We start from the raw sequence: 23,399 nt of genomic DNA, 5'->3' as shown, positions 1-23,399 counted from the left end.
TCTATTTGAAATAAATACGATTATAAAATCCTAAATGAGCTCACCATATCAAATTGATAAAGTGATTTTAGCTGTTTTCTAAAACTTCCGAGCATGCTCAGGTAATGCGCCAATTTGAGGAATTTCAATTTCTCGGACCATTCCTTTATGACGTTCTATCGCCCAAATCTTACGGGTATTTTTATCGGGGGAGAATGAGAAAGCCTGCGCCTCAGATTTCAGCTGAATTGTCGCCACATGTATCATGGTTGGCCCCATAGTCGGCATAGCCAATACATACATTTCCGGTTTATCATGCCCAAGAATATATAATAATCCGTCCGGTCCTAGAGCACCACCAGAAGCCGCATAAGGTGCCATTAAATCAGAGGCGTTTTTTGGGAACATCCAACCACCGGTGCGTCTCCATTTTTTATCAAAGGTTACAACGCTGGAATACTCATACCCCTTATGAGCAAGCCCGCCATTTTTAGAATAGTGAGCAAAACCAGCAATATAGCCATCTTCAATTTCATCAAACCATGTCAACGACCCCTCATCCCGCATTCCCAAAGAATGTGTTTGGATGTGCTTTAAGGTTGTCGCATCAAAAATTTCAATTGATGATCCCATAGGGGTTTGAGAATAATTTGAGTTCGCACACCAGATCTTTTGATAGCGTGCATAACAAGAATTCATATGCCGGATCAGCCCTTTATGAGGTGCAGTAAATCGTGCAACGATTTGCCCAGTATCACGGCGGTATTTTCCAATCACTGTGTTATCTATCGGATAGAAAAAATCAGCATCCACTGCGACCCCTTGATCAGCTTCCGGAGCAACATATTCTCTCAAAGTTGTAGCGACAAATTGTTGAACTGGTGGTGGAGTATAGGTGGTGATGTCTTCAAGTTCTGTGATTGTGGTATCAAATGTTTGTTGAATTGGTGTCGAGGTTGTGCAGGCAGCAACCCCAAACGCAGCTATCAAGACAATTAAACGATGCATTGCAAATTCCTAAAAAAGTAACCCACCCCGATTCCGGGGTGGGGTGATATTTTAATCGTTCGATTTAGAAGCCGTAGCTCAATCCAACATACACAGTACGACCCACATATTCAGCTTCAGTATTGCGAAGCTCAGATCTGCCTTGGAATTCAGTTGTCGGTTCGTCATTCAGGTTCACACCTTCAACAAAGACTTTGAAATTTTCCATGACTTCATATGATGCTTTTGCATCCCAACGACCAAACTCACCTTGATCCAAATTAAAGTCTGAATCTGATAAATTAATATCAGTTGCAAAGCTATCATTGTAAGCATAGCTGATTGAAGCATCGATACCGTGGTTTTGATAAAAAGCAGAGAATGCGTAGGAGCGTTCCGCCTGATTTAGCAATGGCAAAGTTTCACCATTCACTTCCGTTTCACCATCAAGGAATGTTGCAGAAACAGATGCACCAAAACCAGCTAGCGATGCAGGCAAGAAATCATCAAATTGGGTTTGAGCAATAAGCTCAAGACCTTTCAATTCACTTGAACCTGCATTTTGAGTTGTAGACACATTCAGCTCTTCAAGCCCAAGACCATCTACATCAATAGCACCGGTCAACCCACGAGCTGCAAGCGCTGCATTGATTTCAGAAACACCATTATATTTTTCGGAAAGACCAACAATGTCATTGGAGATATCTTTGATAAATACAGATGCTGAAAGCAAAGTAAGTTCGTTTGGATACCACTCAATAGATGCATCATAATTCCAAGAAACACGAGCCTCTAGGTTTGGATTACCAATATTGAGAGACCCTTGCCCTGCTTCATCTGAGAAGGAAGAACGCGGTGCAATTTGATCAAATTCAGGACGCCCCAGCGCACGTGTCACAGAACCGCGAACTTTCAGGCTATCGGTAACATCCCAATTGGCTAACAATGCTGGAAGTATGTTGACGTAATCACCACCATCCTCAACTTCTTGAGCGTTACCATCAACAAAGAGATAACCTGAGCTATCAATGTCTGTGGCTTCTACGCGAACACCACCGATTAGTTCAACACCGCCAAAATCATGACTTCCCATCACATAACCAGCTAATACGTTTTCAGTTATGCCATAATCAGATGCAAATTCAGATGAGAAATTATTGCCTTCGTTTAGTTCAAAAAATTCTGCATTGTTTGGGTCTGCAATAAATGCATTCATTGCATCGATATCCATAAGGATATTAGGACGACAACCACTTTCAATACAGTTTGTGAATGCACCATTTGTGAAACTATCTGATGATCCCAGATTCAGGTCGGATGCGCCGCCATCATAACGTGTGAGACTGTAATCCCATTCACGTTCAGTGCTCCGATACTTCATACCCGTTTTAATTTGGGTTTGATCATTCATGTCCCAAGTGACATTAAATTGCGCAGCAAGCGTGTCTTCTTCCATAGAACTATTTTGAAAGCGCGCACGGTCAAAATTGATAAAGCTTGGATCTTGGCGGTCCGGTGTACCAGCATCAGGTGTGATGGTGACGAGACCATCGCCATTGATTGTGAAAGTGTTTGGACCAAAATCCTCACCAGTTTCCCATTCCCAATAGGAATAAGGCTCTTCTAAGCTATTGGAACCAGAGTTTACTTCATAATCTATAGTCAAAGCATCTACGATATTCTCACCACCAATAGCGAAAGTGAAAACTTCTTTTTCAGGTTTTTCTAGGCGAATATTGGCTTGGATAGCGTTTTCACCAGACGTTCCTGATTCAGCACTTGTGAACACAATATCATTGTCAAAAACTTCGGCGTAACGATTGCGGTGCTGAAACTCTTCCCAAGTTGCATAAAACCCACGTGCGAAATATTTTGAGTTATCTGTCGGACGAAACTCAAGAACCCCATTCAGGTTTAAACGCTTGCGTCCAATAACATAGTAATTGTTCTTAACGGCTTCAGGCGCATATCCACCCACAGAATTTGTCGCTGCATCAGCATCATATTTTGCCCAATCATCCTGATAAAAACCAGGCGCAATATATTCACGGTCTGAAAGAGAGCCAGCAATCAACCATCCAAATTTTTTATCATCAGTCTTACCAGCAAGAGTGGCATCCAAACCATACGGGTTTGTTCCACCATATGCGTTATCTTGTGGTTCAATTTCTTCAAACCCGTAACGAACATTTGCATAACCATAGAAGTTTTCTTCACGGTCAAACGGAGATTTTGTCTCGACATTAACCGTACCACCAATACCTTGTGCATCCATGTCAGGTGTTGGGGCTTTGATCACCTGAACAGCGCCCAGCACACCGCCGGCAATGATATCTAGAGGCGCTTGACGCCCACCGCCTTCGACTTCTGGAGACCCTAGGTTTGCACCATTAATTGTGACATTATTAAGCGATGGGTTGATACCGCGAATTTGAACATAACGCCCCTCACCTTTTTCAACGAGCATGGATACACCCGCAAGCCTGTTTAGGCTTTCACCCACATTCTTATCTGGCAATTGACCAAGTTCATCCGCACTTAAAGCCTCAATGATTTGAGATGCGTCGCGCTTGTCCATGATGCCCTGCTTACGTGAAAGAAGAGAACCTTCAATCACAATCGTGTCCATCATTGATGTTTCGTCTTCTGTGGACTGAACGCTCTCTTGCGCGAAAGCGGGCAAGGTAAAAGCTGTAGAAAGCGCTAAAATAGATGTTTTAATCAGAGCCGTCTTCAAGACTAGGTTTTTCTTAGACATGGTATCCCCTCAGGTATAAATCAGAGCGGGTCAATCGCGCTCCAACCTTTAAGACGGAAGGAATTTCGCGATCTGTTTGACAGTTTTATGAAATGAAGTTTCGACCTCACGGATCAGAAAAATTCTAAAACCCGTAGCTCAACCCAAGATAAACAGTGCGTCCTACATATTCATGCTCAGTGTTCCAGCTTTCTCGACTGCCCTGAAACTCTGTTGTGGGTTCATTGTTGAGATTAACGCCTTCAAGAAATAATTTGACCCCATCGTTAAACGTGTATGAGAGCTTAGCATCCCAACGCCCAAATTCGCCTTGGCTTAAATTATCGTTTGGATTGTCATGATCAAAACGCGTCAGATAGCTGTCATTATAGGCATAGGAAATGGAGGCATCTGTCTTTTTATTTTGATATAAGAAAGACAATGCATATGTGTGATCAGCTTGATTTAGCAATGGAAATGATTGCCCATCAATTATTGTTTCGCCATCTAAAATGGTTGCATTTGCCGCTATGCTAAAACCACGAAAGAGGGATGGAAGGACAGAATCCAACCTTGTATTTAGCCCTAATTCTATGCCGGTCAAACGGCTACTTCCAGCATTGATAAATGATTGTATTTGTAAATTATCTAATCCACTTATCTGGGCATCGCTAATAATGTCTAATCCGCGCACATTCAATTCTGAACGAATATTATCTTCGCCGGCAATTGTTTGTGAAACCTCTACAATGTCGTCAGAAATATCTTTGTGAAACACATTCACATACAGCAATGACAAATCATTTGGATACCATTCAAAAGATGCATCATAATTCCATGATACACGCGCACTGAGATCAGGATTTCCTATCTGTAAGACTTCTCCTGCCTCATTCTCATACAAGTAAGAACGAGGTGCGATATCTGTATAATCTGGACGCCCTATTGCGCGAGATACGCTGGTGCGGACAAGCAGATTATGGTGCAAATTCCAAGTCGCGATAAGACTTGGCAACCAATTTGTATAATTGTCATTCTGTTTGATTAGTTTAGCTGCACCATCTGAAAGCAAATAGCCGGATGTTTCTACTTGCGTTGATTCAATGCGAAGCCCTGCAATTATATCAACAAATGAAATCGCCTTTTTCCCCATAAGATATAGCGCAAAAACATCTTCCTCTACCATGTAATCAGATGAAAACTCAGCCTGAAACTCCCCCTCTTCATCAAGTTGGAAATAGAGTGAATTAGAAGTGTCAGCATAGAATGCTTCTAAGGCGTTGATGTCCAATAATATGTTGGGGGCGCAAAGGCTCTTATTGCAGTTTTCAAAAGCGCTATGTGTGAAATTTGAGGAAGTTGCCAAATTCAATTGCGATATTCCAGAGAGGTAAACCGGCTCTGAGAAATCACGTTCACGGTGCGTTGAGCGATATTTAATGCCCGTTTTCAATGATGTATTAGCGCTGGAGAACCATTCTAAATCTCCACGAAAAGATGAAGATGTCTCCTTCATCTCACTTTCCAAACGATCAAGCGTTTCTAATTTAAAATAAGTCGGTGATTGTCGGTCCAACGCTTCTTCTTGCGGCGTCAGATGCACAATCCCTTTTGCATCTATAATGAAACTTTCTGGACCAAGAATAGGATCTGTTGCAAACTTCCAAAATACATTTGGTTCGGATATCTGGTTCTGGTTTGAGTTCAATTTATAACTCAAAACGAGGTTATCAAGATGATGTTCACCACCGCCAGCAATGGAAAATATCGTCTTTTTGGGTTCTTCAAGCCTCAGGTTTAGATTTGCGGCTACATTCTCCACTTCGCCAGTAGTAGGCGTAGTGAAGCTAAGCTCTTGTCCCAAAACTTCTTCATAGCGATTGCGATGCTGAAACTCCTCCCAGCGCGCCCAAAATGTTGTGGCATAAAATCTGTTTGTGTCATTTGGTCGATATTCTAAAACGCTGTTCAAATTGCGTCTTTTGCGGCCAATCACATAATAATTATTTTTGATCAGATTCGGAATTGCCCCAGTCTGATCTCCTGTTTCAGACGTGATCTGAGACCAATCATCCTGATAAATACCTGAAGCAACATATTCTCTTTCAGACATGGCTCCCGACAATAACATCCCCCACTTTTGATCCCTTGATTTTGCCGACAATGTCGTTTCCAATGCGAATGGATCAGATCCTCCATACGAATTCTCTAATGCTGAAATCTCTTCAAACCCATATTTAGCAGATACTTGCCCATCAAAATGACTGCTGCGGTCAAAAGGTGATTTTGTTTCGACATCCAACGTTCCACCGATACCCTGCCCATCCATATCGGGTGTTCGAACTTTTCGGATAACAACGCCGTCAACCACACCACTGGCAATCATATCCAAAGGGGCCTGACGACCGCCGCTCTCTGTCTCTGGCGACCCTATATTCGTCCCGTTTAGGGTTATATTATTAAGTGTTGGGTTGATGCCGCGAATTTGGAAATAACGTCCCTCTCCCTTTTCAACCAACATAGATACGCCAGGAAGCCGATTTATACTTTCACCGATATTGTTGGAGGGAATCTGTCCCAATTCATCGCTAAAGACACTTTCAGTAATTGTATCACTTAAGCGTTTGTTTTTCAGTGATCGAATATTTGACAGCATACTCCCCTTAAGGAGAACTGTATCCAGCACAAGTGGATCTAACCCTGTAAGAGCGATTGCTGAGCTCTGATCATTACCCTTATTGGCTAAAATTTCTGAGGGAAGCCGTGGGGCACTATTCTCTTTAGAATCTATTGAAATAGCTTCAATTATGTAAGAGCCAAGCTTATCTTGGTGAAAGCGTAATTGAGAGCCAGACAGGGCAGCTTCTAAAGCTTCTTGCGTCGTGAACTGCCCCACAACATAACCATTTGTTTTGTGGGCGGTGTCCTTATTCCTAAAAACCACATCAACATCATAGATCTTGGCAATTTCAAGGAGTTGGTCTGACAATAAGTCAGGCTTTAAATCTAACCAAACTGAGTCTTCTGCATGAGCAGGCAAAACAACATTGATACAAACGACACTCGCCGCCAGAAATAAATTCCGAAACATGCAAAGCCCCTCTTACATGCCTCTTATTATTCCAGAACTGTGTCAGTTATTTATCAGTCGCTTCGGTTCTTGAAATTTCGACCTCTCCTAGTGTATTTTTATGCACGTCGAGGCTGAAAAGCTCAGCTAAAGTATCAGAGAAAGCGTCTGGACCAGTAATTTCATACACGCCGGATACTTTCTCTGCTCCTAAATCAGGGTCATTCAGGATAATTCCGGCCTCAAAATAGCGATTAAATTCATCCACGACTTCAGAAAGCGACACATTGTCGAAATAGAGTTTATTTTCTCGCCACAGCGCGATTTTGCTTTCATCGATTGGGGCCAACTCCAAACGTCTGTCTTTCAAATCAAATGAAGCAATATTCCCCCTGCCAACCGCTGTGACCACATCATCATAATGTATCTCAACCAAACCAGTTTCAACGCTTAGGTCTACTTTGTTCTCTTGTTTATCAATTTCAAAAGACGTCCCTTTAACGACGAACTGCACGTCACCGGAATCAATGATGAATGGTTTGGATTTATCATGAGCGACATCCAAAAACACGCGACCACTCTTTAACGCCATCAAACGAGAGGATGATGTCTGTTCAAAAATAGCTTCGGACATACTGTCCAACCAGATACGGCTCGTATCCGCCAGTTCATAATTATCAACTCTGGTTTGGATTGCCTCCAGATGTATTGGAGCCTGTTGGTCATCGTTTCTGCCAATTTGAGGCACGAGAATGATAGCTATCGCTAATCCAGCAGCGATCAAAGCGCCCCATTTTGCATATGATGTGGACCGTTTAGGCTTGCGATTAAAGGCAATGACCTGACCTGTATTTTCGGCTTTTTGTTCAGCGAGAGATAAAAGCGCATAATATTGAGCAAGCGCTTCTGTTGCCATTTTATCTTTTGCCAACCATGCCTCAAACTGAATTTGTTGACTGTCGTCTAAACCGACTTCTAACAGGTTCGCCCAATCAACAGCTTCAGCCAGAATTTGTTCTGAAATCACTTTATTCTTATTTATTGTCATGATTTTGCCCAGACATAATTCATTAGTTTTGTATGCGACCTGTTGATGAGTTTCCTCACTCGCGCAATCGAAACATCTAGCTCCTCAGCAACTTGAGGCAATGTTCTTGATTGAACACGATGTAATTCAAAAGCATCACGTTCATCTTGCGGCAATTTTTGCAACCCTTCCTCAAAGCGACGATAGGATTCTTTTCCAGCAAGCTTATCATCAAGAGAGGTATCATCATTTGTCAGCGCTAAATCATAGATGGGAACATGCATTCCCGACTTCCGAGTGTGCGACGCCCTAAACCAATCAGACACTAAATTTGAAGCCATTGCGAACAAATACCCTTGGACGTTTCTACGTTCGCCTTCGATAGAAGAGGTAGTCAGAATTCTAGCTGCTAAATCATTTAAGCAATCTTCAGCATCTTGGTCAGAGGGCAATCTGGACCTTAAAAACCTCTTTAAAGCAGGTCGCAAGCTCAAATAAGATCGCATAAGATCGCTTTGAGTTTCCATCCTGTGTACTTTCTCTACTAACTGGACCATCCAACCCGCTTCGTCTGAACTCGCTTTTTAACAATTTGCAACTGTTTCAAATGGCAAATGACCAGCTAAATCTACAATTCACAAAACCTTCACACAAGGAGACAGTTTTCATCCGTCTTACATTCTTGAGGTGATATAATTTTGCTTTGATGATTTTTGATCTTCTAAATATCCATTTAGTTTGACGCGATTTCATACTGCCAAATTCAACCGCGCTTTAACCAATCCTATTTCCGACTCTAGAAGGGCAGTACCAAAACTTACCTTCCACTGAAAATAGTAAAGTCGATCAGCCTCTCGTTTTTAGGTCGTTAAAATTTTAAATATCTAGCTTTTTCTGCATATTTGAGAATAATTCGCAGTTGCATATGCGCTACGAAAAGAGTAGACCCTCCCCACGGCCACATGAGAATGATTATTAATTGCCTTTTGGGCAAGAGGGATAAAATGATAAAGAAACTGGTATTTCAAAGCGCAACCGCTATGGCCGTAGCATTGGCAGCACATCAAGTTGCATCGGCACAAGAGATTGAAAACACATCAGCGCAAGTATCCGATGGGGAATTTCTAGGGACACTTACTTTGGGGGAAAGTAAGCGTGACGTCCAAACAGACACCGCGACGCCCGTCACAACAATTGATCAAGAGGAAATCGAAGACCGCCAAGCAGGCACAATTGCTGAATTAATTGACTCTGTGCCCGGTGTTTCACTTGTGAACGGCTCGACCCCGTCTGGATCAGGTATCAATATTCGTGGTTTCGGTGCAAACGGCACCTACGGTACGGATCAAAAAGTAGCCATTCAAATTGATGGTGCCAGCGTCGGTTCTGAAGAATTATATCGCATTGGAACGCAGCTTTATACTGATCCAGCTTTATTCAAGAGTGTAGATGTCATTCGCGGAACGGTAGGTAGTTTCGAATACGGGTCAGGTATTGTCGGTGGTGTCGTCAAACTAACAACGATTGATGCCTCTGACATGATCAAGGACAACAAATCATTCGGTTTCCGTCAAACCCTCGGTTACGCCTCCAATGGTAATGGTTTCAATTCTTCTAGTACACTCGCACTTCAGCCCACTGAAGGGTTTGAGCTTCTAGGGAATTTCTCTTGGAAAGAGCAAGAAATACAAACCGACGGTAGCGGCAATGATATTACCAATACAGAATTTGAACTACCTTCATATTTGTTGAAAGCTAAATACAGCGCCGGATCACACAGTCTCGCTGCTAGCTATACACAATCTAATTCAACTGACCGTGATGTGCCATATGACTCATTTGGTTTATCAGGCGGCGGATTTGGTAATGTTGATAGAGACATCTCAACACAATCAGCTTCTTTGACATACAACTATGCGCCTGAAGAAAATGATCTAATTGATCTAGATGTTATACTTACTTATGCAAACCAAGAGATTGATCAGGAAAGTGTGAACCCTGGCGGATTTGCAGTTATCAATGCAGATCACCAATATGAAACAACAAAACTGACGGTCAAAAACACCTTTAATCTAGGTACTGAATCAATTGATCATGATTTAAGAATTGGTGCAGAAATAATCCAGAAAGATCGGCTTGATGCATCTTCTGCACCCGGCGGAACGGATGATCGAGTCGCACTATTCCTTGTTGATACAATCGACTTGCTAAATGGATGGAGCTTCTCTCCGGCTGTTCGCTATGAAACATCCACTATTGATGGCACACTCAATGATGATAGCGAGATTTCCTACGAAAATGATGCGTTAATGGGCGGCGCATCATTACGATATGAATTCTCTTCCGGATTTGCACTATTTGGGAGCTATGCACACACTGAAAACCTCCCAATTCTTGATGACCTAGAAAACGCTGTATACATGGAGCAGCCAGAGGTCGCTGATACATATGAAATCGGTACATCTTATGATCGAAGCAACCTTTTCACTGAAAATGACAATCTGTCATTTAAGCTGAACTATTTCGATACAACGCTTGAAGATGTTACCTCATACTCAGGTGTCACAGAAGTTGGTCTAACAGGATTTGAACTTGAAACATCTTATGCTCTTTCGAGCGGTTTCTATTCTGATTTGAACGCAACCATTTTTGATGCAGATGAAACGACAAGCTCTGGCAATCAGGTTGATTGGCGAAATTCTATCGCAGACAATGTACGCTTTACCCTCGGGAAACGCTTTGGCAGACTCATAGATGTAAGTGGTGAGATCGTCGCCGTTGATGAACTCGATACAAATGGCACAATCGATACTGGATATGTAACTGCGAATTTGCGCACGACCATTACGCCTCAAAACGGTTTCTTGGAAGGCTCTTCATTGCGGATTGGACTAGAGAACGCTCTAGACCAAAAATACACTCCAGCAATAGCGACACGTCCTGCGATCGGTCGCAATTTGAAAGTGACAATCTCAAAAGCGTTCTAATTTAGAAACGAAAACAGGAGCGACCAACACAGGGTCTGCTCCTGTTTTCAACATTCATATCTTAGAGCAATTCTTATGCATCCAATCGGAAATTCGCAAAATGACTTCAGGTAGTTCTTACTTTAGCTCTTTTGGTAAAATTTATGAAATGGGCGGGCCTGTGCTCGTTATTCTGGCTCTAACCTCAGTCCTTACATTCACGCTGATCCTTTATAAACTTTGGCAATTTTATACCAATGAGATTGGTCGACACAAATTACTAAAACAAGCCTTATTTCAATGGGATAATGGGCTGAAAGATCCGGCAAAAAGTGCGCTTGAGCCGAGCAAGCATTGTCTAATGCCCATGATACAATTGGGTATGTCGCTTCATGGCCGTGAGAATATCAACAAACGATTAGAATCTGAGGCTGAACAAGCTTTTCAACCATTTGAACGAGGGTTTCGAACGTTGGATATGGTTGCACAACTCGCGCCCCTACTCGGCCTTTTTGGAACCGTTCTTGGGATGATCGAAGCTTTCAGAGCATTGCAAGGCGCAGGCTCCCAAGTTGACCCAGCCATTCTTGCGGGTGGTATTTGGGTTGCTCTCATGACGACTGCTGCGGGATTGGCCGTCGCAATGCCGACATCAATTGCACTCTCTTGGTTTGAGGCTCAAATGGACAATGAACGTCGCTTTGCTGAGCACGCCATATCCACACTAGACACCCCTCAAGCTGCAGAACCCCAAATCAATACAGCAGAGGTTTCGCAATATGGCGCTTAAACGTGCGTATGTCCGCAAGCGAACATCAATTACATCACTCATAGATGTAATTTTTCTTCTGCTGCTTTTTTTCATGCTGGCATCCACATTCACAAAGTTCTCAGAAATCGAAATCAGCAGCGGTTCTCAATCAACATCATCTGTTCAAAATGAAGACATAATACGGCTCAATATCGGCGCTCAAAAAGTAACGTTAAACACGAGCGAGCAGTCTGATGATTTAGCTTACAAACATATTCGAGCTTTAAAGGCGAAGGGCCGAACTTTAATTGCAATATCGGTAAACGAAGATGTTTCAACCCAAAGACTGACAACGGTATTAACTCAGCTAAATGGCATTGATGGACTTCAGATAAATGTAATGGAGCCGCAATGAGAAAAGTTCAACGCGCCTCCAAACGTGAACCGATTATATCATTGATCAATATCGTTTTTCTGATCTTGATTTTTTTCATGGTCGCCGGCTCGCTTTCTGGTCCCAAACATGACTCTTTGGAATTCACTCAAACATCAGATCTAGACTGCTGTGTTCCTCCTGATGCGCTCATAATATTGCAAGACAATTCGCTATCTCATGAAGGGCAGGACAATGTTAGCTTGCATCAATACCTGCAGAGCCAGCCACCTGAAACCTCGGTGATAAAAATCCTTCCCGACAAAAACCTACCAGCGCATGACCTATTAAATCGGATCAAAGAAATTAAGACTCAGGGCGCTTTCCAGATAGTCATAATGACGGAGAATATTTCCCAATGACCCGTTCTAAAATTTTAAAAGCGAGCGTTTGTTTTACATTTGCCTGCTCTGCACATGCTAGTCTGCTCATAATTACCCCGCAAGCAGAACCAGAAACGGCGTTAGTCGCTGGCAGTTCGATGAGTGTAAATTGGAATAGTTCTTTCAACATCCCTCACTCAGTTGAAGCAACCCCATCTACGAAAGCAGACGACACAGAGGAGCCTACACAAAAAAGCCCACCTCCACCTCGCAAACAGATCAAGGACACAAAAACATCAATCAAACCTCCGGCAGCCAAATCAAAGCCGCCTAAGCCTGTAGAATTAAAGCCAGAAATTCCACAGGATAAGATTGCAATTCCCAAGCTTCCTGCAACGCCTCTACCGAAAACCAAAGCTGCAGTTAAAGAGAGCGTGGAGACACCCCCAACATCCAAACAAACATCTCAAACCGACACGACAAAAACGAACGATCCCGAAAATGCAAAAGATGCAGGTAAAACCTCATCATCCGCAGCAACACATAAAAAACATCCCAATGATGAAACCAAATTGGCAGCATCAAAAGCACAAAACTTCTCTAGTGCAGCCACACAATCAGCACACCGCAAACACAATAACACAGCAGTCGGCAACGCGGCAGAAAGCAATTATAAAGGTCTGGTATTGCAGCACTTAACACGGCGCAAAAAACCGCGTGCAACCAGCCCCGGCTCAGCATTCGTTGCATTCACCATCACACATGACGGTCAAATAGATGCAATTTCGATTTCAAAAAGTTCAGGATCAAACCGGTTTGATAGAGAAGCTTTGAAATTAATACGCAGAGCAAGTCCATTTCCCCTTCCTCCCAACAAAGCAAAAACTAGCTTTACTGTGGAAATAAAAGGCAAATAGAGGTCTCAGCACCTCTCATTTGTATCCAACTTATTCTATGCCTCAAAACAAAGGGTTCTAATCACGGCCACAGTGACTAGAACCCTCATTTTGTCGCTGCAATTATCTGAAAATATTCATGAAAATCGCAGCCACAATTTCAAACCGATTTACAAACGCAAACTTTTAGTATGCGTCTTTTTCGTCAATTTCATTGACGACACCATCAGCATTTGAATCTAAACGACTAAACATACGAACACCTGAAGCTTGGAATTCTTCTCGGGTGAGAATGCCATCTTTATCCGCATCCAGAATACCAAAGCGCACATATGCTTGCTTTAACTGCCTGTCACGTTGTTCAGCTAAGTCCTGAGCTAAACGGGCTTCATATTCAGCAACATATTCATCAACGAGAACCTGTTCGTCACTATTTGGGTCTCGTGCATCAAAACCAGCGTCACGTACTTTTTTATACTCTTCCTGACTGACATTTCCGTCTCCATCTGCATCATATGCATTGTAGAAATCAGCCTTTGAATGCCCACCACCTTTGGACACGCGTTTTGGTTTTGCATTTTCTTTATCTTTTGATTTTGTTTCACTTTTTGCACCAGTTACAGTTTCGGTGACTTCAACAGCTTCAGGAGCAGAAGCTGCAAGATCTGTTGTCGCGCATGCTGCTAAAGCAAAAACAGGTACTGCCCCTAAAAGGACGGATTTTAGAATATTCATAGGATTACCCCGATAATTAAGAATGATTTGATTAGCGTGTGACTTCGAAGGTCAGAGAGGTTGAATAGCTTCGAATATCTGTTTCCGAACCTGCAGGTGCCTCAGCACGATGACGCGTATACAAAAGATATACGCCAGGTTGCTCAAGGCTAAGATCTAGAATCCCATCTGAGTTTGTTGTGACTTGTTTCTTACCTTTATCATCGGAATAATGACCACCTTCACGCAGTAATTCCATGTCCTGATCAGCCATTGGCTGGCCATCAAAAGTCACTTTTAATTGAAAGCTTTCACCGACATACAATTCATTGGGGTGGCTCAGTGGATGAAATACCAAGCGGCCAATAGTTTCATTCACAGCACTATCTGTTGGTGCCCCTTTAGAAACATAAACATTGGCAACAGTCGCGGTTTGTGAGGTTACAAATGTCTCACCTTCGGCTAGCTCAACCTCAGCACCATTTTCACCGCGAGCAGCTTTAAGCTCTCCCGTTGCAGTCTGAATCATCTTACCTTTCCGGCCAAGACGCTCTCCCGTTGAAAATTTATAAGTTCCTGATTGGCTTATGGTATTTTCAAGAATTGTCGTTTGTTTCAATTCTACAACATTGTCATATGAATAGCGCACACCATTGGGCGCGATATAATGCCAATCACCTGATTTCACACCGACTTCAGGGTTTGAAAAATCTTCAGTGAATGAAGACTCAATTGTGATATTCTTACCTTGAGTAAAATCAAATGCATTAGGCCTCATAAAAGACGTATGTGCATATGCAGATGTGCTGCCCAAACACCAAATCCCGACACTAATCAAAGCCATTTTTTTAAACATAGAATTCTCTCCAATTTCTCCTAAACGTTCTTGTCAGACATATTTTGAGAATGCAAGTCATTATCATTATTTACATAGGCAAAATCATTGAATTTTTCTATTTCACGACACAAAAAAGGTGAGTATCCCGATAAAGAAAACAACACTTGCCCCGACCAGCTTCATGCTTGTTACCAAACGAAAACGCATCGTGAAAAATAGGAAAAAGCCAATAAGTGAAAGCGTCATGATAAAGACAGCAATTACATCAATCACAAATCTCCAAACTTTCCCGGCCTCTTTGCCGCGATGGAGGTCACGTATAAATCCACTTACGTTTGAACGCTTTGTTTCAAGCCGAGCCAAACCTGAATTTAGATCGATATGAGCGGTCGTATCCCCTTTTACGCCTTTAAAACGCAACATGGCTTCATCTTCAAATATTTCAGCATTTGCAAATTCCCCAGAGAAATTTGAAGCTTTCCTCAAAGCACTCTCCAAAAATTCTTCTGGATTGTCTTGCGCCAAAACATGCTCAATACTCTCCATAGGTAGAGAGACTTCCTGACTTATGGGTGTCGCTTTTGTTTTCAGCCATTCCGGATGATTGAGTAGCAAGCCAGTAACAGAAAAAAACATGAGCGCCATAAATGCAAAAGCAGATAGATAGTTATGAGCCGCTCTAGCAAATTTATAGATGACCGCTTTCTTTAATTTAGGTATCCTGAACCTATGAACCAGCGTTAGCGCATTATCAGTCATGAGCTTTTAGTCTTTGAAAAATCTATAGATATTTTACCAAGCTCAGACCCTGGGTCCACCGTCCAAACATCTGCTGTATTTGAGAGATTCACTGGCAATTTTACATATTGATGTCCGCCATGCTCTCTTGAGGCTTCAATATGTAGTATGTATTCACCCTGCTCTACTGGACGCCCGTGATCATCAACACCATCCCATTCAATATCATACACTCCCGGCGGTTTGGTTGGACGGGCTACATGATCAATCACCGCTGGCTGTTTTCTGCCAACACGGCGCCAATGAACATAATTTTCTTCAATCCATCGGGGACTATCGCCCAACATAAGCAAATGCTTGACTGGCTTGTTTTCAGCATCTGTCACCCAAGCAACGATATATGGATATTCATAATCACTGATATCGATTTCAGGCACGCTGTATTTTACACGCATTTTCCAATCAGGAGCCCATGGATTTTCAACACCTGCCTCAGCCGCGGTAATTACCTCAACTGGTACTCTTAATCCTTCCCACCCTTTACTTTTGAAAAGCGTTCCTCCTTTAGAAAAAATAAAGGTTTCAATACCTTCGTGAGTATTTGCATAAAGGAGGCTCTGCGAAATACCCATCACAGAAAAAGCTGTCGCTAAGGCATCGGCTTCCTCAGCAGATGGTGCAATCACTGAAACATAATCAACAATTTCCTGAGGGCGACCATTAAAAGGCGACACAATATGCGAATATGTCTGCCCAGATATGTTAAAGTCTCGTTGTCCTGCACCGCTTGTCGCTATCGCAGCATTTGCAACCCGCACCAAATCGTCAGGTGTTGAATTATCAGCACTATTTCCGGATGACACACCTACTTTTACAGCGCTCTCAGATAACTTTCCTAAAGTGCGGATATCACCCCCGATGTTTAGGACGACGCCCTGTACTCCATCTATTGCAAGTGCCGCTTGCGATGCTTTATCTATTATCTTCCCTTTAGCCACCGCATCAACATTGAGCTCAACACCTTCGCTCAATTGTACAAAACTGTTGGATTTAATGTCGATGAAGTTATTCAAAGCAACTGCATCAAGGAGAGGTTTGATTTCAGAATCACTTGGAAGAACCCCTGATTTTTCTGAATTTTTCCAAACCTTTACAAGCTTGCCCATTCCGCAATGCAAAGCACCATTGGTTTTCTCATGCCATGCTTTGCAAGCTGTAAGCAGCTCACTTAGCTCGGATGATACTTCTAATGATTTTCGATCGTTCAAGACAGCCAGTTCTGCATGACTATCTCTAGAGCTAAATATCTTTTCCAATCTGGATATTTCTGATCGCGCTTGCTCCCAAGCAAACTGCGCGACTTCTTGAGAGCTCGCCTCAACTGTCATTTTCACTTCAGTTCCCAAAACATGGTCAGCTTGGAAACTGTACTCATTCGCCAGGGCTGGCTGAACAATAGATGCCACCATAGCGGCTGCAATCACGCGTGAATAATTTGGAAAATACCGAAACGCCATTTTTTCTTCTTTTGAACTTGAAACATTTGACTTCGCAATGTTCACACAGGAGATTTCCCGATCGAAACACCACTTACTTGATAACAATTCTCATTCTCATGAAGATTAGTCAACTATTGCAATTGATTATTATTCTTAATAAAGGCGTTAGTCGTATCCAAACCCAATTTGTCAGCATTTACTTTTATTGCTGCATTACAAAATCAAACACTTTACATGATGATTTTTTGCGCTATATGGAAATTTACCAAAGATCGACCCAGAGACGATGAGTAAGCAAGGAGATCAGCGGTTCGTAAAGTTACGAGTTTCTCGTTTTTTGTGGATTTAGCTAGTGCTTACAATTTTCATCTTCGCATCACTTGATGCTCTCTCTGCGGAGGTCGCTTATGCCCGTTCCCCAGACCGTTAGCAAACCAAGTGACACGCCTGACAAGTCATTTATTGACGCAAAAACTGTGTTTAAACAAACTGGTACTAACCCTGCCCTAGGTCATGGAACTATCCAGACATCGACAAGTCGCGCATTGCAAAACTTCATTGCTGCTTATGATGGACCGACACCTCATCTTGTTGTTGAGCTGGACGTGGTTGAACGCAATTATAAAGCGCTTAAAACTGCATTGCCGCGGGCTAATCATCATTATGCGATCAAAGCGAATCCTCACCCTGATCTGCTTAAACGTTTGAACAAATTAGGATGTTATTTTGAATGTGCTAGCATTCAAGAAATCGACATGTGTCTGGCCGCTGGCGCGCAAGCAAAAGATATTCTTTACGGAAATCCGCTAAAAAAAGCGAGCGAAATCAAAGCTGCATATCAACGCGGCGTTGAACAATACGTTTTTGATGCAGCATTAGAATTAGACAAAATCATCACGCATGCACCGGGTTCAAAAGTGATTTGCCGGATCACGACCGATGGATCAGGTGCAGTTTCTCCTTTGTCTATCAAGTTTGGATGCCCTCCTGAAAAGGCCCTTGATTGGCTTTTAAAAGCTAATTCTAGTGGTTTGATTGCACACGGAATTTCATTTCACACAGGCTCTCAACAGCTAAACCCTGCTTCTTGGAATGCGCCAATACGCGCGGCTGCTGAAGTGTTTGAGGCATTGCGCAAGCAAGGCGTAGACACAATGAAAGTGCTCGATGTTGGTGGTGGTTTCCCGACAAACTATCGAAAAACTGTGCCGCCAATCACGACTTTCTGTGATGCTATTGCGCATTATGTCGCCAAGTATTTCAAAACAAATGCGCCGCTTATTTACACAGAACCAGGTCGCTATTTGCCAGCTGATGCAGGCTTCATTTTGGCAGAAGTGGTTTTGGTCGCCCCTAGCCATACCAATCCTGATATTCGTTGGGTCTATCTTGATATTGGCCGCTATGGCGGATTGGTAGAAACGCAAATTGATTACCCGGTTTATACACACCATGAAGGCGAAGTTGGTCCTGTGATTATGGCAGGTCAGACATGTGATTCTAATGATGTGATCTACGCTGAAGAATTTCGCTATCATTTGCCCAAAGCACTTACCCCCGGGGACCGCGTGATCCTCGCCCATACCGGTGTTTACACCACCACTTACTCAACCACGCTCAATGGTTTTCCAAACCTGACTTCCCAATGCATATAATTGCTCAATGCATCCTATTTGAAGGATTAAACTCGATGCATACAATATATCCTGAGACCTTTATCAAAGCGCACTGCCCAACTCATTTGGACAAAAGCAAACTTCCTACTCCAAAAGACATCGTGAAGAAAACAACACAGGAATTTGGTGTTGGTATATTTGCTGTTCGCGCTTTCAAACGCGGTGAAGTGATTGGAAGCTTTGTGGCTGAAGAAACAGATCAATTGCTACAACACTCATTACAACGTGCACCCAATGACAATTTGCACGACCCCTATTTCATTGGGATGTTGCTTCACAGCTGTGATCCAAATGTTGTGCTAGATATGCATGATCAGAAAGTATTCTGTGTGCGTGATATTGAAGTCGGTGAGCCATTATTCATGGATTACGCCTCCACAGAAGATGTATTGTTTAATCAGTTTGCTTGTATGTGTGGATCTTCAAACTGTCGTCATTGGGTCACTGGTCGCGCCGAGCTTGTCAGTGCTGATGGGCTTGCCTACATACACAATATGACTCATTCAAATGTGATAGCCATAGAAACACATGAGGACTTTGTCCATGCCGATGAACTTGAGGAAGTAGCGGTATATGGGCCGGCTCAACTCAAACAAAACGTCTTCGATGCCAGACATAATTAGATTTCAATAGTCAAGTTTGAAAGCCGAAATCACCAAGGCATTCAACTAACAATTATGAACCTTTCCCACGCGACAGAGCCGAATGGTTTCTGTCGCGTTTGGGCTTTTACGCAATATTTGGTTTACGGGCATTGAATTTGCACTATTGAACAGGAAACGAAAATTCACACTCGATAAAAGTTACTTGTTCAATGTCTGCTGTCTCTTCAAAAAACAATCAAAAATTTGCAGTTCCAAGTTTAACAAAAGAGACATCGCAATCTATAAAAATAGCCCGCGTTTTATGCATATTTTTCATGATCTACGTGCACGTAAACCCTGGCGTAGCTGCGTTCGCTTCATCTACAGAAGCCGTTCGTTTTTTTGATGAATTCAGATTTTTTCTTGTAAATTCAGTTGGCAGAGCTTCGGTTGCACTTCTTTCAATCATTTCGGGGTTTCTGGTTGTTTTCAGCCTCAGGAAAGCTGAGATACTTAAATTTGTCTCGCAAAAATTTTCTTCCCTGATAATTCCACTCATTTTTTGGAATGCCTGCTTTCTCTTCATCGTTTTTGTAATCGATAAATACCTGCAAGCTGGTTATTTGGAGCAATCACTCGGAGAGACTTTTAGCCTTTTAAAGCTAGGCGAGTATCTCATGGGAATAACGCAAGCACCTGTAAATATTTCACTTTCATTCCTGAGAGATATTTTTGTATGTGCGCTCTTCGCCCCAATACTTGTCATCCTATACCAGAAATTCGTACCCGCATTCATCGGTGTTGTTGCCGTATTATACGTTTTAGGTAGCTTCACTGCTCTTTTGATCACACCCAATATTTTGTTGTTTTATGCGATAGGCATGTTCTTGTGTTTACGTGGCCAAATTCCTAAAATTCCACTTTATCTAGAGGTTTTATCTTGGGCGTTATTGGCCGTTATTAGTCTCTTTATACTTGGAGATTCTCTAGATGTAGCCCGCGACATCTCCGAAAGAACAATAGACTTAGAAAAAAGAATTGAACTTGCTTTCCTATTGATCAGGTTTCCAGCCGCTATCGCTTTTTGGGGGCTTTCGATCCGCATATCCAAACTAAAGATTTCTCATTATATCTTAAAACTTGAACAATTTATCTTTATCATCTTTTGTTCCCACGTTTTAATCCTGACAATATGCTGGGGTGCGTGGCAAAAGTTGCTGGGAGGGTATTACGATCCCGCCTATCCTGTGTTTTTCCTACTTGGACCAATATTAGTTGCAATAATTGTTGTGCCTGTTGCAATCGTTCTCAACAAATTGCTACCGCCAGTTTTTGCACTGATAAATGGTGGTCGTACCTTGCCACCAACACGCCAAAGCAGATTTTAACCCTGTAAAATGCAGTGATTTAAAAAGGAAACGAAAGTTGGTTGTTCACAGTATCAGAACCACTCTCAATCAATCCTGTCAGCGTTAAACCTAACAGTCTGATCGGTTTGATCGGCCTTGGAAGATGGCCCAACAATAATTGGGCTGACACGTCCAAATGTTCGATTTCGGTGATGGAATGCTCTAAAGTATGAGATCGTGTAATCTGTTTGAAATCAGAAAATTTCACCTTCAACACAATTGTATGTCCAACTGCATTGGCACGCTCAATACGTTCCCATAACAGGGTGATCAGTTTTTCTGTTTCAGTGAGAATTTCTTCTTTTTCAAAGAGATCTTTTGAATAAGTGCGCTCTACACCCACTGATTTTCGTATTCTATTGGGCTGAACAATTCTATCATCCTTCCCACGTGCCGCAGCATAATAGTAATCCGCGCTATTCCCAAAATTCTGCCTTAGCCATGATAAATCTGCTTTTTTTAAATCAGCACCTGTTAGAATCCCAAGACGTTCCATTTTCTTTGCCGTGACTGGACCCACACCGTAAAAACGACGAATGGGTAAACCAGCCACAAATTGCTCTCCGCTCTTTGGGGGTATCACACATTGTCCATTGGGTTTGTTTTCATCGGATGCAAGTTTGGCAATAAACTTATTGTATGAAACCCCAGCTGAGGCTGTCAGCCCTGTCTCTTTCAATATCTCGGCACGTATCTCCATTGCGATTTGCGTGGCCGACTCAATGCCCTTTAAATTATCCGTCACATCCAAATAAGCTTCATCTAAAGATAGAGGCTCGATCAAGTGCGTGTATTGAGCAAAAATATTTCGTATTTGGTTGGATACAGATTTGTAGACATCAAATCTTGGAGGCACAAAAATCAGATCGGGACATCGTTTTTTAGCAGCAACAGAAGCCATCGCAGACCGCACGCCATATTCACGCGCTTCATAACTAGCCGCAGCCACCACACCGCGCGCTTCGCCACCACCGACAGCGACTGGCTTTCCTCGCAGTGTCGGGTCATCCCTTTGCTCAACGGATGCAAAGAATGCATCCATGTCGATATGTATGATTTTGCGCGAATATTGCTCAGACACGTTTTAATCTCGTGACATCAAAACAAAATATTATTTGAATAATATCAGACATTTATCTTCACTTTTTCTTCGCGCTATAGCTGCCATTACCAACAACTATTCTGGGCTATCCATAGCAAGAATAAGCTGGCTAAAGCCTTCAATCATCAAGTTGAAATTTTTTATAGACAATCTTTCATTAGTTCCATGTATGCCATCAATGTCATGCACAGAATAATCAACGGGCGTGAAGCGATACACATTGTTTGAGATTTGGCTGGCATAGGCTGCGTCTGTACCGGCTAGGACCAGCGCAGGCACAGGACGTGCGTTATCGCCCGTTTTATTTGCCAATGCCGCTAATAATGCAAACGGCCGATTATCCGTGGGCGAAATAGGTGAAGGTTCGCGGAAAATCCCTTTATTTCTTGCTTGAATACTCACCCCTTCAATTCCACCAATAACATTCTCGACATGCTCTATAACATCACCCGAAGAATCCTCAGGGTGAATTCTAAAATTTACTGTTGCAGTGGATTTTTGTGGCAGCACATTCTCTTTAACCGAACCAGTAAGCATGGTGGGAGCAGTCGTTGTTCTGATCATTGCATTCATGGATGCTATTTCACCAAATTGTGCATTCACTAATCCGCCTGTGATCCACGTATTGGCTAAAACAAACCGCTTCATGAAGGACATTTCAGGGGCTACAGCTTGGAAAAAATCAGACACTTGCTTAGAATTTAAGTGTGATGGCATTTGCGTTTTTTCTAGTGCTAATAACGCTTTAGCCAGCTGAATATTAGCTGAGTTTTTGGGTGGCAAAGACGAGTGCCCGCCAGCTGATTCAGACGCCAGATCTATGGTCATATAGCCTTTCTCAGCTATCCCGATCAGGCCTAGTGGAGCATCAAATCCAGCCATATCATTAAGAACAAAAAAGCCTTCATCAACCACCATTTCAGGACTAATTCCGCGCTCGCTCAATAAGCCAACACCAGCCTCGGCACCCGTTCCTGCGACTTCTTCATCATGTCCAAATAATAAAATCAGTGTTCGATTAGGCTGAAAATTAGACTTTATCAGCGCTTCAACTGTTTCCATAATTCCAATTATGGATGCTTTATCGTCTTGTGTGCCTCGCCCGTATATATACCCATCTGCGATATCACCAGAAAAAGGTGGACGATCCCAGTCGCTTAAAGTGGCGTCGTCAACAGGAACGACATCCTGATGTGCCATTAACATAAGCGGATCAAGAGATTCATCTCGGCCTTGCCACGTGTACAATAGACTATAATCAGCCACGTATTCACGCTGTAGGTTTTGGTGCACTAACGGGTATTCAGTTTCCAGAAAGGTGTGAAATTCCAACCATGGCTGAGCCGCTTCTAGCGTTGCCGGATCACCTCGATTGATCGTTATGGTTTGAAAACGCACAGATTCTTGTAAACGCCTGATTGCTTCGGGCTCGTTATAGGACACTGGCGCAGGAAGTTCTACGAGAGCCATCTCTTCACTAGTTCCGTAGGAGAAGGTTCGGATCAGCATTATGGCAACAATCAAAACAAGCGTGATGATAAATCCATAAATCACTTTGAAAAGCATGCGTCATTCCTCCTGTAAGGCCGTTGTTTTAAATAAGTTTCATTCGAATAAAACGGACATTCATTACACACAAAAGCACCCCATAAAGAATGTCACCTTCTTCA

At 42.6% G+C, this 23,399-nt stretch carries 19 protein-coding genes; 8 read left to right on the top strand and 11 right to left on the bottom strand.

Annotated features, from left to right (window positions below; translation table 11 throughout):
* Positions 1–78: 78 nt before the first annotated feature.
* The 5 genes from HBAL_RS07430 to HBAL_RS07410 form a co-directional block, all read right to left on the bottom strand.
* Entirely contained in the window at positions 79–987 is a 909-nt protein-coding gene (locus HBAL_RS07430) for a hypothetical protein (RefSeq protein ID WP_015827324.1), read from the bottom strand.
* Between the two features lie 64 nt (positions 988–1,051).
* The gene (locus HBAL_RS07425; RefSeq protein ID WP_015827323.1) at positions 1,052–3,724 is read right to left on the bottom strand and encodes a TonB-dependent receptor; all 2,673 of its coding nucleotides are present in this window, start codon (positions 3,722–3,724) and stop codon (positions 1,052–1,054) included.
* 124 nt (positions 3,725–3,848) lie between these two features.
* The gene (locus tag HBAL_RS07420) at positions 3,849–6,794 is read right to left on the bottom strand and encodes a TonB-dependent receptor (RefSeq protein WP_015827322.1); all 2,946 of its coding nucleotides are present in this window, start codon (positions 6,792–6,794) and stop codon (positions 3,849–3,851) included.
* 46 nt (positions 6,795–6,840) lie between these two features.
* A complete protein-coding gene (locus tag HBAL_RS07415) occupies positions 6,841–7,821 on the bottom strand; it encodes a FecR family protein (protein ID WP_015827321.1) in 981 nt (326 codons plus the stop codon).
* Positions 7,818–8,357 (bottom strand): RNA polymerase sigma factor, encoded by a 540-nt coding sequence (locus HBAL_RS07410; protein ID WP_083773117.1) that lies wholly within the window; start codon positions 8,355–8,357, stop codon positions 7,818–7,820. The genes HBAL_RS07415 and HBAL_RS07410 overlap by 4 nt, the downstream gene beginning before the upstream one ends.
* A gap of 447 nt (positions 8,358–8,804) precedes the next feature.
* On the opposite strand from HBAL_RS07410, the gene HBAL_RS07405 reads away from it, so the two are divergent.
* The 5 genes from HBAL_RS07405 to HBAL_RS16310 all read left to right on the top strand — a co-directional run bounded on the left by HBAL_RS07405 (position 8,805) and on the right by HBAL_RS16310 (position 13,190).
* Complete coding sequence (locus HBAL_RS07405; protein WP_015827319.1) at positions 8,805–10,787, top strand: TonB-dependent receptor domain-containing protein; 1,983 nt, start codon at positions 8,805–8,807, stop codon at positions 10,785–10,787.
* A 100-nt stretch (positions 10,788–10,887) separates the two neighbouring features.
* The gene (locus HBAL_RS07400; RefSeq protein ID WP_015827318.1) at positions 10,888–11,556 is read left to right on the top strand and encodes a MotA/TolQ/ExbB proton channel family protein; all 669 of its coding nucleotides are present in this window, start codon (positions 10,888–10,890) and stop codon (positions 11,554–11,556) included.
* Positions 11,546–11,932, top strand: a complete 387-nt coding sequence (locus tag HBAL_RS07395; RefSeq protein ID WP_015827317.1) for a biopolymer transporter ExbD — start codon at positions 11,546–11,548, stop codon at positions 11,930–11,932. The genes HBAL_RS07400 and HBAL_RS07395 overlap by 11 nt, the downstream gene beginning before the upstream one ends.
* On the top strand, positions 11,929–12,312 hold the full coding sequence (locus tag HBAL_RS07390; protein WP_015827316.1) for an ExbD/TolR family protein: 384 nt from the start codon (positions 11,929–11,931) through the stop codon (positions 12,310–12,312). The genes HBAL_RS07395 and HBAL_RS07390 overlap by 4 nt, the downstream gene beginning before the upstream one ends.
* Positions 12,309–13,190 carry an energy transducer TonB gene (locus tag HBAL_RS16310; protein WP_015827315.1) on the top strand — a complete coding sequence of 294 codons (882 nt, stop codon included), beginning with the start codon at positions 12,309–12,311 and terminating at the stop codon, positions 13,188–13,190. The genes HBAL_RS07390 and HBAL_RS16310 overlap by 4 nt, the downstream gene beginning before the upstream one ends.
* 165 nt (positions 13,191–13,355) lie before the next feature.
* Here HBAL_RS16310 and HBAL_RS07380 read toward each other — a convergent pair whose 3' ends face one another.
* The 4 genes from HBAL_RS07380 to HBAL_RS07365 all read right to left on the bottom strand — a co-directional run bounded on the left by HBAL_RS07380 (position 13,356) and on the right by HBAL_RS07365 (position 17,021).
* On the bottom strand, positions 13,356–13,904 hold the full coding sequence (locus HBAL_RS07380; RefSeq protein WP_015827314.1) for an EF-hand domain-containing protein: 549 nt from the start codon (positions 13,902–13,904) through the stop codon (positions 13,356–13,358).
* Between the two features lie 31 nt (positions 13,905–13,935).
* Complete coding sequence (locus HBAL_RS07375) at positions 13,936–14,739, bottom strand: DUF4198 domain-containing protein (RefSeq protein ID WP_015827313.1); 804 nt, start codon at positions 14,737–14,739, stop codon at positions 13,936–13,938.
* A 102-nt stretch (positions 14,740–14,841) separates the two neighbouring features.
* Complete coding sequence (locus tag HBAL_RS07370; RefSeq protein WP_015827312.1) at positions 14,842–15,480, bottom strand: PepSY-associated TM helix domain-containing protein; 639 nt, start codon at positions 15,478–15,480, stop codon at positions 14,842–14,844.
* Complete coding sequence (locus HBAL_RS07365) at positions 15,477–17,021, bottom strand: DUF2271 domain-containing protein (RefSeq protein WP_015827311.1); 1,545 nt, start codon at positions 17,019–17,021, stop codon at positions 15,477–15,479. Before HBAL_RS07365 ends, HBAL_RS07370 begins: the two co-directional genes overlap by 4 nt.
* A 344-nt stretch (positions 17,022–17,365) precedes the next feature.
* Here HBAL_RS07365 and HBAL_RS07360 point away from each other — a divergent pair, with 344 nt between their 5' ends.
* The 3 genes from HBAL_RS07360 (at position 17,366) to HBAL_RS16990 (ending at position 20,606) form a co-directional block, all read left to right on the top strand.
* Positions 17,366–18,613, top strand: a complete 1,248-nt coding sequence (locus HBAL_RS07360) for a type III PLP-dependent enzyme (protein WP_015827310.1) — start codon at positions 17,366–17,368, stop codon at positions 18,611–18,613.
* A gap of 35 nt (positions 18,614–18,648) precedes the next feature.
* On the top strand, positions 18,649–19,257 hold the full coding sequence (locus HBAL_RS16305; protein ID WP_015827309.1) for an SET domain-containing protein-lysine N-methyltransferase: 609 nt from the start codon (positions 18,649–18,651) through the stop codon (positions 19,255–19,257).
* A gap of 191 nt (positions 19,258–19,448) precedes the next feature.
* Positions 19,449–20,606 carry an acyltransferase family protein gene (locus HBAL_RS16990; RefSeq protein WP_015827308.1) on the top strand — a complete coding sequence of 386 codons (1,158 nt, stop codon included), beginning with the start codon at positions 19,449–19,451 and terminating at the stop codon, positions 20,604–20,606.
* Between the two features lie 19 nt (positions 20,607–20,625).
* On the opposite strand, the gene dinB is transcribed toward HBAL_RS16990, so the two are convergent.
* Positions 20,626–21,708 carry a DNA polymerase IV gene (gene dinB / locus HBAL_RS07345; RefSeq protein ID WP_015827307.1) on the bottom strand — a complete coding sequence of 361 codons (1,083 nt, stop codon included), beginning with the start codon at positions 21,706–21,708 and terminating at the stop codon, positions 20,626–20,628.
* Positions 21,709–21,804: 96 nt separating this feature from the next.
* Positions 21,805–23,295 carry a M20 family peptidase gene (locus tag HBAL_RS07340; RefSeq protein ID WP_015827306.1) on the bottom strand — a complete coding sequence of 497 codons (1,491 nt, stop codon included), beginning with the start codon at positions 23,293–23,295 and terminating at the stop codon, positions 21,805–21,807.
* Positions 23,296–23,399 lie beyond the last annotated feature (104 nt).

Origin of the sequence: Hirschia baltica ATCC 49814 (assembly GCF_000023785.1) — a bacterium.
GTDB lineage: Bacteria > Pseudomonadota > Alphaproteobacteria > Caulobacterales > Hyphomonadaceae > Hirschia > Hirschia baltica.
Note: the sequence above shows the minus strand (reverse complement) of the source record. Positions and strands in the feature narration are given on the sequence as shown.

Bases quoted from the DNA above. Each gene is read 5' to 3' on its own strand.
- HBAL_RS07380 (WP_015827314.1), bottom strand. From the start codon at position 13,904: ATGAATATTCTAAAATCCGTCCTTTTAGGGGCAGTACCTGTTTTTGCT.
- HBAL_RS07405 (WP_015827319.1), top strand. From the start codon at position 8,805: ATGATAAAGAAACTGGTATTTCAAAGCGCAACCGCTATGGCCGTAGCA.
- HBAL_RS07430 (WP_015827324.1), bottom strand. From the start codon at position 987: ATGCATCGTTTAATTGTCTTGATAGCTGCGTTTGGGGTTGCTGCCTGC.
- HBAL_RS16310 (WP_015827315.1), top strand. From the start codon at position 12,309: ATGACCCGTTCTAAAATTTTAAAAGCGAGCGTTTGTTTTACATTTGCC.
- HBAL_RS07395 (WP_015827317.1), top strand. From the start codon at position 11,546: ATGGCGCTTAAACGTGCGTATGTCCGCAAGCGAACATCAATTACATCA.
- HBAL_RS07340 (WP_015827306.1), bottom strand. From the start codon at position 23,295: ATGCTTTTCAAAGTGATTTATGGATTTATCATCACGCTTGTTTTGATT.
- HBAL_RS16305 (WP_015827309.1), top strand. From the start codon at position 18,649: ATGCATACAATATATCCTGAGACCTTTATCAAAGCGCACTGCCCAACT.
- HBAL_RS07425 (WP_015827323.1), bottom strand. From the start codon at position 3,724: ATGTCTAAGAAAAACCTAGTCTTGAAGACGGCTCTGATTAAAACATCT.
- HBAL_RS07415 (WP_015827321.1), bottom strand. From the start codon at position 7,821: ATGACAATAAATAAGAATAAAGTGATTTCAGAACAAATTCTGGCTGAA.
- HBAL_RS07420 (WP_015827322.1), bottom strand. From the start codon at position 6,794: ATGTTTCGGAATTTATTTCTGGCGGCGAGTGTCGTTTGTATCAATGTT.
- HBAL_RS07410 (WP_083773117.1), bottom strand. From the start codon at position 8,357: ATGGTCCAGTTAGTAGAGAAAGTACACAGGATGGAAACTCAAAGCGAT.
- HBAL_RS16990 (WP_015827308.1), top strand. From the start codon at position 19,449: ATGTCTGCTGTCTCTTCAAAAAACAATCAAAAATTTGCAGTTCCAAGT.
- HBAL_RS07360 (WP_015827310.1), top strand. From the start codon at position 17,366: ATGCCCGTTCCCCAGACCGTTAGCAAACCAAGTGACACGCCTGACAAG.
- HBAL_RS07370 (WP_015827312.1), bottom strand. From the start codon at position 15,480: ATGACTGATAATGCGCTAACGCTGGTTCATAGGTTCAGGATACCTAAA.
- HBAL_RS07390 (WP_015827316.1), top strand. From the start codon at position 11,929: ATGAGAAAAGTTCAACGCGCCTCCAAACGTGAACCGATTATATCATTG.
- HBAL_RS07400 (WP_015827318.1), top strand. From the start codon at position 10,888: ATGACTTCAGGTAGTTCTTACTTTAGCTCTTTTGGTAAAATTTATGAA.
- HBAL_RS07375 (WP_015827313.1), bottom strand. From the start codon at position 14,739: ATGTTTAAAAAAATGGCTTTGATTAGTGTCGGGATTTGGTGTTTGGGC.